Source organism: Viridibacillus arenosi (genome assembly GCF_001955655.1).
GTDB classification, from domain to species: Bacteria; Bacillota; Bacilli; order Bacillales_A; family Planococcaceae; genus Viridibacillus; species Viridibacillus arenosi.
In genome coordinates this window covers 143,618-155,336 of the sequence record NZ_MSPW01000006.1, presented here as the reverse complement: position 1 = coordinate 155,336, position 11,719 = coordinate 143,618, and the positions used below count along the sequence as shown (strand labels likewise).

The 11,719-nt window shown below is 31.7% G+C and carries 12 protein-coding genes and 1 other RNA gene; 9 read left to right on the top strand and 4 right to left on the bottom strand.

The features are described from left to right. Positions 1 to 8: 8 nt before the first annotated feature. Positions 9 to 1,805 (bottom strand): ATP-binding protein, encoded by a 1,797-nt coding sequence (locus BK137_RS12910; RefSeq protein WP_051448804.1) that lies wholly within the window; start codon positions 1,803 to 1,805, stop codon positions 9 to 11. Next, complete coding sequence (locus tag BK137_RS12905; RefSeq protein WP_051448805.1) at positions 1,798 to 2,916, bottom strand: SIR2 family protein; 1,119 nt, start codon at positions 2,914 to 2,916, stop codon at positions 1,798 to 1,800. The genes BK137_RS12910 and BK137_RS12905 overlap by 8 nt, the downstream gene beginning before the upstream one ends. A 297-nt stretch (positions 2,917 to 3,213) precedes the next feature. On the opposite strand from BK137_RS12905, the gene BK137_RS22310 reads away from it, so the two are divergent. The 9 genes from BK137_RS22310 (at position 3,214) to BK137_RS12870 (ending at position 10,567) form a co-directional block, all read left to right on the top strand. Next, the gene (locus BK137_RS22310) at positions 3,214 to 3,387 is read left to right on the top strand and encodes a hypothetical protein (RefSeq protein WP_155981200.1); all 174 of its coding nucleotides are present in this window, start codon (positions 3,214 to 3,216) and stop codon (positions 3,385 to 3,387) included. A gap of 445 nt (positions 3,388 to 3,832) precedes the next feature. Continuing rightward, complete coding sequence (locus BK137_RS22305) at positions 3,833 to 3,970, top strand: hypothetical protein (RefSeq protein ID WP_155981201.1); 138 nt, start codon at positions 3,833 to 3,835, stop codon at positions 3,968 to 3,970. Between the two features lie 29 nt (positions 3,971 to 3,999). Then, entirely contained in the window at positions 4,000 to 5,382 is a 1,383-nt protein-coding gene (locus BK137_RS22300; RefSeq protein ID WP_076066852.1) for a hypothetical protein, read from the top strand. 246 nt (positions 5,383 to 5,628) lie between these two features. Continuing rightward, positions 5,629 to 5,946 carry a hypothetical protein gene (locus BK137_RS12895; RefSeq protein ID WP_038188773.1) on the top strand — a complete coding sequence of 106 codons (318 nt, stop codon included), beginning with the start codon at positions 5,629 to 5,631 and terminating at the stop codon, positions 5,944 to 5,946. Next, positions 5,946 to 7,016 carry a cell division protein FtsK gene (locus BK137_RS12890; RefSeq protein ID WP_038188776.1) on the top strand — a complete coding sequence of 357 codons (1,071 nt, stop codon included), beginning with the start codon at positions 5,946 to 5,948 and terminating at the stop codon, positions 7,014 to 7,016. Before BK137_RS12895 ends, BK137_RS12890 begins: the two co-directional genes overlap by 1 nt. Continuing rightward, positions 7,016 to 7,621, top strand: coding sequence for a hypothetical protein (locus tag BK137_RS12885; protein ID WP_038188778.1), 606 nt, complete (start codon positions 7,016 to 7,018; stop codon positions 7,619 to 7,621). Before BK137_RS12890 ends, BK137_RS12885 begins: the two co-directional genes overlap by 1 nt. Before the next feature lie 292 nt (positions 7,622 to 7,913). Then, positions 7,914 to 9,062 carry a Rep family protein gene (locus BK137_RS12880; protein ID WP_051448806.1) on the top strand — a complete coding sequence of 383 codons (1,149 nt, stop codon included), beginning with the start codon at positions 7,914 to 7,916 and terminating at the stop codon, positions 9,060 to 9,062. A 40-nt stretch (positions 9,063 to 9,102) separates the two neighbouring features. Next, on the top strand, positions 9,103 to 9,294 hold the full coding sequence (locus BK137_RS12875) for a hypothetical protein (RefSeq protein WP_038188781.1): 192 nt from the start codon (positions 9,103 to 9,105) through the stop codon (positions 9,292 to 9,294). A 106-nt stretch (positions 9,295 to 9,400) separates the two neighbouring features. Next, on the top strand, positions 9,401 to 10,567 hold the full coding sequence (locus BK137_RS12870) for a site-specific integrase (RefSeq protein WP_038188783.1): 1,167 nt from the start codon (positions 9,401 to 9,403) through the stop codon (positions 10,565 to 10,567). Positions 10,568 to 10,700: 133 nt separating this feature from the next. Here the strand turns inward: BK137_RS12870 and ssrA are convergent. Beyond that, positions 10,701 to 11,060: a transfer-messenger RNA gene (gene ssrA, locus BK137_RS12865) on the bottom strand. A 178-nt stretch (positions 11,061 to 11,238) separates the two neighbouring features. Further along, on the bottom strand, positions 11,239 to 11,706 hold the full coding sequence (gene smpB, locus BK137_RS12860) for an SsrA-binding protein SmpB (RefSeq protein WP_038188785.1): 468 nt from the start codon (positions 11,704 to 11,706) through the stop codon (positions 11,239 to 11,241). Positions 11,707 to 11,719 lie beyond the last annotated feature (13 nt).

The following is an 11,719-nucleotide window of genomic DNA, read 5'->3' as shown; positions in this document are numbered from 1 at the left end:
CAATATAATTAACCACTAATCCATAACTTATTTAAATTTACAGTCTCAGAATAGAATCCATATTCTTTCCCTCGTATATTTAGCTCCATCGGAACTGAAAATGCTTCTCCTACCGCTAAGACTGTTCCAGTTCTTAAATAGGATAATCTAAATAACTGCATATCGTTTAAATATGGGATACTTTTTCTCATTTGTTCTAAATCGATATTATTTCGAATCCTATGAAGTATAAAGTTATTACATTGTGACAATACGGTTTTCGATAGCTCACCTGGACGTTGACTCGCTACAATTAAGAATAAGCCGAACTTTCTTCCTTCTTTTGATATTCTTTCGAAAATTTTCAGTGATTTCAAAGAATCCTCAGTGTTAGCTTCAGACAGATATCTATGAGCTTCATCTAAAATAAAGTGAAAGGCACTATCAACATATGACCTTTTATTTCTTATTGATTTTTGCCTATTAAAAACTTCTTTAAGTAAATACCCACTAAAAAATAATAAATCTGAATCCTCCATAGTAGAGCAATCTATTACTGTAAATCCTTTTTCAAACTTCATCATTTCTTCAAACTTAGCCTTCTTTGGAGGGGATAAATCAAATAAAGTTTTAGAATAAGTATGAATAATATTTTCAATACGAGTTATCAAAGTAGAGCAATAAGATCTAATTTGAGCATTCCCTTTTGCTTCCTCCAATAAGATTACTAATTCAATTCCTAACCATAAATCTTTGATTGATTGAACCTCGATTGTCTCCTCTGACAATAATTTTATTAATTGCTCTTGGCATTGTTCATATTCATAACCAAAGCTTTGAACTATATATTCTTTAATTTCTTGTTTGAATCTAATTTCTCCGCCATTTGTAAAATTTCCATATTGTGCATTATACGAAGTAATTGTTGCGGCAACTTCAGGAGACTGTAATTTTTCTAATAACCCTACAATTTTTGCTCTTTTAGTAACTGCATCAGTCTGCTGGTTATTATAGAGTTCTAGGGCACTGTATGCTCTAATCCATAAACTATGTTCAGAACCATCTTTCAATAAACTAGCCATGCGTAAGCCATTCATTAATATTGGAAGTTGAGCTGCTGAAGAAGGCTGAACAAGGTTAATCCAATCTTCTGTTGTAAGTGTCTCGGTAGGAATAGCTATTTCGTTAATCGAAAGTTGATTCACGTATTCATCAGAAAAAATTTGATATTCATTATGTATATCGAAAATCAAAAAATTCATTTGATTAATATCAACTTCTCTACCTTGTAATTTTACCAACTCTGATAATAGCTTTCTAATAGTTGTTGACTTACCTGAACCTGTATTCCCCAAAATACTCATATGCGTAGTTAAAAGTTTATTAATATTGATACTTGGTAAATAATCGTTAGTTGAAAGTTCACCTAAAGTTATTGTTAAGGCTTCACTATCTGAATGAAATATTTTTTCCAAATCTTCCATAGATGTTAAATAAACATCTTCACTTATCATCGGAAAAGAAGCCAGACCATATTCAAATCCATTATTAGTTATTTCTCCAATAGGTATTGCTTCAAAATAAGCTTTTTCTTTAAATTTAGATTCTTCCGCTTCTAAGTATGGCTTTTCTTGTTCATATAGACCAATTACTTGGAATATATATCGTTTATTTACCTCATTGAAAATTGTGATGTAATCATTTAAACCTCTACCTATATACAAATCACCCAAATAGTTATACCGCAAACTTTCAAGGTTCGGCACTTCGAAAACAATTTTATTAAAAAATACTTTTGTTATGTGTCCTATCCATTTTCTATTCAACTAAGTCACCTACCATATAATTAAAAACATTTGAGAAATGATGTCCATCGCCATCATTATTTACAGTACCCCCAATAAAATGTAAATTAGGTTTATGCTGATGACTTTGTAAAAATGTTGCTACATTAGACTCCTCTTTATTTCCAAAAATAATTAATGAAAAGTCTTCATTTGATAAAGCTTGCGAAATCAATTGATTGATATGTTGATCAGGAAATCCATAACCTAAAATTAATAATGTAGAATCAGGCTTTTGTAAACTAATAGATAATGCTCTAAACATTTCTGAATAGGGTGTTTGTTGAGTTTCAAAATGTTTATTAATTGTAGGATAAATTACAACATTTTCAGTATCTGCATTTGGACTTTTTTGCACTACTTCGTCATTATCAAAATACCAATCTATCGAACCATGAATTTTGTATAGTTTTACATAGTTTCTAATAACACTCCATCTGTCTTTATACCGATGTTGATCGTCCACTAATCTTAATTGAAACACGGTAGGATCAAAAATTCGTTTTACATTCCCCCTAAAGCCATTTGTATAATGGATAGATAATGATTCAAGAGCAACTTCATTAAATAAATCATAGTTAGTAGTAAAAATATTAGCTGGAGAATAGTTTTTTATACCTCTGATTGAAAACAATAAGTTGTAAAAGGTAATATAATTCTTTTTCACTTCCTCTTGAACCTTATTAACCTCATTGTATTCTCTAGGTATAGTATCTAATAATGCTTGTTTGGTAGTTAAAAATGAACCTTTATATTTTTCCAAATTAGTATATTTTCCACCATATTCCGGGTAATCTTCAATGAACTTAATACCTGTATTAAGCCAATTTAAATAGCCCTCAATATCAGAAGACTCACCATCAAAATTTCCTAAGAATAAATCCTGATTAGCTGCTTTAATTTTATTAAATGTACTTCCCATTAAAGGTACAGCGGGTACTGAACAACCCGAACCTATAAGAATATTCAAATTTTTACTCATTAGACAGTCATTTAATAACTTTTTAACTTGTCCTTTTTGATCTAAGAAACTAAGCCCTTCTAATTGATCACTCCCTGTTCTTAAATGATATAAAACTCTTTCATCCGACATTCTCTATTCATCTCCTCACAAAATGTAAATTATTTACTTCATCTAAAACCAATGATAACATATCAAAAGTTTTAAAATAATTAGTATATTATTTAATCGAGTTACTATAGGAAGATTTTATTTATTTTTCCTATGTACCTAGTCATGGATATATCAAAAGGGGGCACCTCTGTTTCATGCCCCCCTCTATACATAAGTCATTATGTATCCATTTGGATATGTAGCGGCTTTTTTGTTTTCCAGCGAAAAAGGACGTAGTGAGAAGAAGAACGTCAGCATTGAAAGGAGGTGAAAACGATGAATAAAACATTGTTGCGTATCTTAATTCGTGCGAAGGAGGTAAATAAATGGGTTGCTACTAAGCATCTTGTAGATGTCCTATTACAACGTTCGATTCTACTGCATTTTGAAGATCAAGGGTTGTTATTTGTAAATCATCATCAAGAAAAAGACATTCTCATTAATTTTTAGTGGTCGAAAATTAGAAACAGTCATACATCATAGATTTGCAGATAAGCAATTACAAATCTCTGTTCCAACAGCAAATGGAAAAATTGAAAATCCGAAAGAAAGGTATATAGTCTTTGGATGAAATTGAATAGTTAATTCAAATTTATGATTTTTCTAGTATAGAAAATAAGAATTGGTAAATTACAGTATAATACTGATAACGATTACTTTTGGGTGGGAATATTATGAACAATAAATATTAATTTATTTAAAGAAGTAAACATTTAATTATTAACAAAGTTCATAATTTTTTAAATGTTGAATTCAAAAATGATGGGCAATATTATAAACTATCAGTGTTTGAAGAAGTTATAAAAGAAGGACCGAATTCCGGTTTTTATCTTACTTTATTTATTCAAAGACCTGCTGACATCTTTCTCAAACACATAACTATATGACTCATCACTTGGTTAATAAAAAAGATTTAGAAAATACAATGCCAACACTGGATAAAAGCTCCCATCAATCGATACCAAACCTAGGGTATGGAGAAGCAATCGTTACAGGAAACGCAATACAAGTCACTGTATTATTTATTGAATAATCTTTAAAAGAATAGAAAGTAGGAATTTTATGATTGATTTAGAAAAAAGTTTAGCACCTTTAATTGCAGAGCGATGTAAAAAGTTGCGAGAAGAATATAATTTTTCAATGGAAAAAGTATCTGATAAATCTTCTGTTAGTCGTATAGAAAAAGCAGTAATTCCTAAAAGTGGCAACTTTATTACTGAAACAGTTCTTTTTGACTATACTAACGCTTTTGGTAAATCTTCGGAAGAAATAATTTTTGGAAATACAGATGAATTTGAACAGACATTATTATTGATTTTTGAACAATCATTTAGATTAATTTGCCTCAAAAACCTAGCTACTGATTCATATTTATATGACAATATAGATAATTTTGATTTAGAGCTTCAAAAGTCTTCAATATCAATGGCTGAAGCTTTCGCTGAATTTTACTTAATGCGATATAACTTTCTTAAAAGCAATGAAATTTTTATGGATGTCGTAAGCAAAGAATTCGATCGTCAAATGCTTTTTAATGGGAAATTTATCAATATTGAACGTGATTTTAGAACTAAGCCAATTAATGAAAGCATTGTAATTGACCTCTACGACATGAGTGATAAATTATGGTTAATTTGTAGAGAAAAATTTATTCGTTCATTTAGAGCTGAGATATTAGATAACCTTTTTGAAGATTTTAAATATTCAAGTATAAATTCAAAGGTTAATCAATGGCTCATTCAGCAGTTCAAAAAGATAATTGTTCCCGATGTAGTAGAGAAATTGAAAAATAATGGTGTTTTCAAAATTGGTTTTATGGTTAAAAATTTGATAGATGAATTTTTAAACGAAGATTTATCTAAATCATTTCAGAATACCATTCCAATACAAACAACAAGGGAGAAGCATTATAAAATATATGTTAATAATTTTGATGGATTTGAATCAAAGAAGCTATCCAATCAGGAAATAGAAGAAAGAACGAAGCTAATAGAAGAAGCCTTTGAAATAATACAAAAGTCTGAATTACCTGATTCAGAACTTAATGCTAAATTTTTAAAGCATGGAATAATTTTAAAAGAAGTCCCTGAAGTTAATTTCACTAGAGAAATTGAAGTTGACGAACTCTTAAGTCGAGTTATCAATACAAGAGGTGTTGGACGAACACTCGAAGACACACCAATATTTGAAGAAGGTCCTATATTTGAAGTTTCAGGCTACAATTCTAAAGAAGAGATATGGGGAGCTACTGAACAATGGTATGAAAATATTCATTTTGAGAATCAAAATATTCCAGGGTATTTCACGAATAATAGTCAAATTATTCAACGATTACAAGAAAAGATGAATGAAGAGATTCATGAATCCATTGAAAAATTTATTGATATTCAAAATAATCTATTAAAACTATTAACTGATGAGGAATTGGGGAAATTCGCAAAATAGGATGTGTAAAGAGCAGAAATATTTCTGTTCTTTTTTTGTGTCTAAATTTGTTGATAGATTTGTTTGTAAATTCATATAAAATTACATCCTCAATGACAACCAAGTATAAATATAAATATCATAAACTAAGGTTATCAAAGTTCAGCAAGACTTTGATAACTATTTAACTAGACGAGTTGCAAATCGTTTAGTTCGCAAGTTAGGAAGTTGCTGATTCCTAATTCTATCATACAGGAGGTTTTTATTATGAAAACAGCATTTACACAATCCAGTCAATATTCAGAAGCTACTGCTCGCAAATTTATCGTAACAAATGTACCAGCAAAATGTGCAACTACATTTATTGAAACACAATTTGAGTATGTTGATAAACAACGCACCGACACCATCAAAGGTTATAAACTTTGGTTTGTGCAAGAAGGACTCAACCCATTCACTGTTAAATTTGATAAAAAGCCTGAACTTCCCCCATTTCTTTCTATTGTGGAATTTGAAAACCTACAAGGGATTGAGATTCGTACCAATGTTTATTTTAAAGCTGATGGTTTGAAAGTCGTGAAATAATGAATAAAACAGAAATTGAAAAATATCTGAGTCAAGCTCTTAATATGGCTCTCTCAATGAATGGAGAATCGACTTACACAAATTCATTTTTTGTTGAGGTCCAAGAGGATGGATTTTTATTCGTCCCCCGCACTCCTGCGGGTTATTTAATTGATGATGAACTGTATCTAAAGATTTTTATTATCGCAAATGCCAGTCTTTATCCCAGATATACTCTCTTAAAACAAAATTCTGCTTATTTTGTACCAATAAAAACAGAAGATATTCATGTCCAAAGAGCCTTATTCTTTCCTTGGTTCAAGGGAATTAGTGAGCGTTTAGTTATATCAAACCTGACGGAATATATACTAAAAAATAAAGCTAATCAAATCAAAATTATGAAAAATTTATGTGTTGATTATAACAAGGTAACTGGAATAGTCATAGCAGGAAACTCAGGTAGTGGGAAATCTTACTTTTTAACCTATCTATTAGAAGTTTTGAATTCCATGTCTGAGTTAATTATTGTTGATCCTAAATTTGATAGTCCCTCAAGATGGGCAAGAACACATAATATCCCTGTGATACACCCTGTAAGCAATCGCTCGAAAAGTGATTTTGTCAGTCAAGTAAACGATGCTTTAAGTTCAGTCTTGAGTATCATTTATGAAAGACAAACAATTTTATATGAAAATCCAACACATGAATTTAAACATTTAACCGTTGTGATTGATGAAGTTCTAGCTTTATCAGAGGGTGTGAATAAGCAAATCAAGGATTCATTCATGTCGTTATTAAGTTCTATTGCACTACTAGGACGTGCAACACGATGTCATTTAGTTCTTGTTTCTCAACGCTTTGATTTTAATGCTGTCCCTGTGAGTGTACGAGAACAAGCAAACGTGCTAGTTCAGATTGGCAATATTAGCAGCAAAACTATTCAATTCTTGTTCCCTGATTTGAACCCTGAGGGAATTGTAATTCCAATTGGCAAAGGAACAGGACTGATTCAAATTATTAATAGTGAACATCCCTATCAAGTTTTGCCACTTCTTACACCAACGTTTTATACGGAAAGAGGGATTTTTTGATGAAGAAAACTTATTTCATGAGAATCTACAATTTAATTCAGTTTTTAGCATTACTACTTTCCCTAAGTATTGTGTTTTCAATACTATTAAAAATCCTATATGGAATGTGGTTAAAGATAGATAAAAATATCCCATTTGTAAGTCAGATTCTTTACGGAATTGAACTTGCTTCTAGAACAGTAGAGATAGTTAACATTCTGCTTCCAACTCTATTAGTCGTTTTGATTTTTCAAGAAATTATAAAGAGAATCTTCAATGATTCCCTAATCAATTTAGGAAAATCTTTTGTCGGAACTCTTCAATTCAGACGATTCTTGAAGCAACATCAAAAAATTCCAATGAGTGATACAGATAGACAATCCCAATCGGAGAACCTATCAATTTCAAGGTTCAATCGTTCAGTAAATAAGTGTGTGCTTGACTTAACTTATAAAGAATTAAATCTGTTTATCAAAGTTCCCAGAGAAGCACAATCGCAAAAAATTCTTAAAGAGTATGAGGAGCAAATAAAAGAGCATATTTCAAGTTTGTACCCTGAGTACATTATTTCAACTTTTGAACGTAATAAATTAAGTTTATGGCTCATTGGTACAAAACGAAAATAAATTCGTGGTGCTTTGGCTCGGAACGAAAAGCCAAAAAAGCACCACAAAAGATAAATTATCAAATTTAATAGCCAAATATATAAAGAAATCTATATTTAACGCGGTGGTAGGGCTTGTTATACCACCGCTTAGTAGATAGCCAAAAATTCTAGCAAAACCAATGATGTCGGTAATTCACAGTCTTTTTATTCAAATTTAATGATAGCTAAAATTTATCAAGAAGTGTTATTTAATCTGGCAAAATAACAGTTAAGGGAGATAGTCAAATGGGTAGCCCAAAGCAATTAATGTAATGTATCAGCAACAACTTTCACATTTGCCATCGTCTATTAAACGGAAGACACTAAATAGTATCGTAAAATCTTTGGTAGAACGTTTGGAACCTTTAAAAATTGCTGCAATTATACATGATAAAGATGTGAATGAAGAAGGCGACTCGATTGAAAAACACGTTCATGTAGTATTACAGTTTGAAAACCAAAGGAGTTTAGAAAGACTTGCAAAGGTTTTAAATGAACCACAAATATCATCCTTTCAACAGTGGAGAGGAAATGTTAACAATGCTTACTCTTACCTTGTTCATCAAACAAAAGAAGCAAAAGGTAAATATCAATATCAGCTTGAGGAAGTAAAAGCTAATTTTGATTATCCTGCATTGATGAGTGATATAACAAAAAAAATTGAACAGAAAATTAAAATGAAAGATAGTGAAATTATTAAAAGTTTGCTTGATCAATTAGGAGCTGGCGAACTATCAAAAGATGAAGTTATCTTAAATTTGACAGGTTCACAATTTGCTAAGGCAAAAAAGCAGATCAATGATGTCTATCAGCAGGTACAAGAACAAAAATCCAAATTTTGGTTAGAAGAGCAGAAAAGTAAAAATGAACCGATAACAGTTATATGGATATATGGTAGTTCTGGAACTGGAAAAACAGCTCTAGCTAAAAAATATGCAGATGAACAAAATGTAAAATATTTCATTACAGGTTCATCTAGGGATAGTTTTCAACATTATGATGGCGAACATCTTGTGATTTTGGATGAGTTGAGACCAACTACTTTTAATTATGATGATTTATTGAAAATGCTTGATCCTTTTGGAGAAAACCCCAAAGCTCCAAGCCGTTTTTTTGATAAATCTCTAATGATTGATATATTCATCATCACTTCTCCATATAGCCCAAAACAATTTTATGATGAAATTTTCAGACATAAAAAAACGGTAGATTCATTTGGACAACTTCAAAGGAGAATTACTTTCGTTCAATTTATCACTCAAGATTATTTTGAAATGCAAAATTATAATGACTTAGAGAAAAAATATATTTCTGTTGAAGATACTAGACAAAAAAATTATTTGCTTGAAAAACTTAAAAAGAAATACAATACCAATGGTAGACAAACTTATGATAAATTCAATCAGTTATTAACTAAATAATACCTAAAATACTATAAATTAAACGCTAGGAGTGGACTAATTGAATCAAGGATATGAATTCACCTTTCCAAAGGAATGGTTCTCGTTAAAAGAAGCAGCTATTTACGCTGGCGTCTCATACAATACATTCAAAAAATTTCGTTTACTTGGCTTAAAAGTATGCGAAATTGAGGGCATAAAACGAGTAGCAAAAAAAGAAATCGATCGCTTTTTAGAAGAATACAGCTCTTAATCAAGTTCTACAAGAGGATTTTTCCCCAGTTAAATTATATATTATAACTGTGAGGATTAATCCTTTCTTTTTATCTTGCCCCCGCAACGATATTAGGAGGATCAATATGAAAAAAAATAATTCTTCACCTATCAAAAGTTATCAAAATAAAGATGGTAAAACATTATATATGTTTCGTGTATTTTTAGGAACAGATGAACTAACAGGAAAAGCTAAAAACACTACACGCCGTGGTTTTAAAACAAAAAAAGAAGCAGAGCTCGCATTAGCACGTATTAAACTTCAAGTATCTGAAGGAACATTCAAACAAAAGAGCGCAGAAACCTACCAGGAAGTTTACAATCTTTGGATTAACCAATATGAAAAAACTGTAGAAGAAAGTACGTTTGTTAAAACAGCTGGCTACTTCAAAAATCATATCTTACCTGCTATGGGCAATTATCGTATCGAAAAAATCACGATTGCTATTTGCCAAAAACATTACAATGAATGGGCTACAAAAGTTCAAAAAGCGCGTACAATTAAATCCTATGCAAAAAAAGTTTTAGATTACGCTATTGTACATGGCTTTATTCAAACTAACCCATTCACTCATGTTGAGACCAAAGTAAAGAAAGCCTTTACTGAAAGTGTAGAAGAAGGCAGCGAAAATTTTTATATTAAAGATGAGCTAATTACATTTCTAGAAAAGTCAAAAGAGCATCTTAACTTTAAGGCATATGCCCTATTACGTTTAATTGCTTATACAGGTTTACGAAAAAGTGAGGCATTAGCATTAACCTGGAATGATGTAAACTTTGTTGAAAGTGAACTCACAATCAATAAAGCAATTGGTCGTGGTAAACAAACACAACTTTATTTAAAAACAACCAAAACCGGCAAGCCACGCGCAATAAAACTAGATGAAACAACTTTATTGATCTTGAAAGAATGGAATAAGCATCAGAAGCAGCAATATATAAAACTTGGGATTAATACTATGAAACAGAATCAGTTGATATTTAGCAACACTAAAAACGAATTTCTTCAACCTGCGCAAGTACAAAAATGGATGTATAGTGTACAAAAGAAATATCAGTTCAAGCGTGTATCTCCACATGGCTTACGTCATACACACTGCTCACTATTATTCGAAGCTGGAGCTAGTATTAAAGAAGTTCAGGATCGCCTAGGTCACTCTGACGTAAAGACTACTTTAGACATTTATACACACGTTACGAAAAAGGCAAAAGAAGGCGCTATTCAAAAGTTCGTGAGCTATTTAGAAGGTTGAGTCACTGACTATTTTTTGACTATAAATTGACTATTTTTATAAGACATTCAATGAAACTGTATGAAACGAAAAAAGTGTCAAAACCCTATCATATCAAGGATTTTGACACTCTATGAAATCATAAGATTTCGTAATATGGAGACGGCGGGAGTCGAACCCGCGTCCAGAAACTCCAATACTCAAGCTTCTACGCGTGTATCTTGCCTATTTAGGATTCACGCATCATTAGCCAGCAAGCAGGCATCGTGAGCGCTAACTTGGGAAGCTCTTGTTACTAGCTCAAGTGGCACTAGTAACCGTATCCCACTATAAGTGAGCCTGAGCTATGCTACATGGGCGATAGAATAGACAGGCAGTTTCATCAGCTTACGCTGCGAAAGCTAAGTTGTTTTGTTGTTTGCCAGTTATTATATAACTTCCGTTGATGACGAAGCCGAGACCTCCGACGCGCAACTCAAGCTCAGACCATCCCTGTCGAATCCGTAACGTCCCCTTAATATAGGCTTTACAAGGTATTTCTACTACTTGTAGTTAAATGCCTTAGAGATCCTTATGACAATAAATGTCTTAAGGCCGTTCGGAAATACTTTTAGAAAAAGTATTTATACTGGCTTGTTTACTTTATAAATTATAAGGCAAAATTGGTGAAACTTCAAGTTTGAGCATCTCAATTAGATTTGATTTTTTGCCTTGAATGTACGTTCCATATCACGTTTTGCTTCTTTTTTACGTAGGTCATCACGTTTATCGTAGTTTTTCTTACCTTTACCGACACCGATTAATAATTTCGCATAACCGTCTTTTATGTACATTTTCAGCGGTACGATAGTATAACCGTCACGTTTAACTCTACCAATTAGCTCAGCAATTTGTCTTTTATGAAGCAATAATTTACGTGAACGTAATGGATCATGATTAAAACGATTTCCTTGTTCATATGGACTAACGTGCATGTTTGAGATCCAAGCTTCATTACCACTGACGCGGACGTATGAGTCTCTCAATTGCACTCTACCGTTACGAATTGACTTAATCTCTGTTCCTTGTAATACCATTCCTGCTTCGATCGTTTCCTCTATAAAGAAATCATGTCCTGCCTTTTTATTTTGTGCCAGAACTTTTCCTGACCCTTTAGCCATTATCATTCACCTC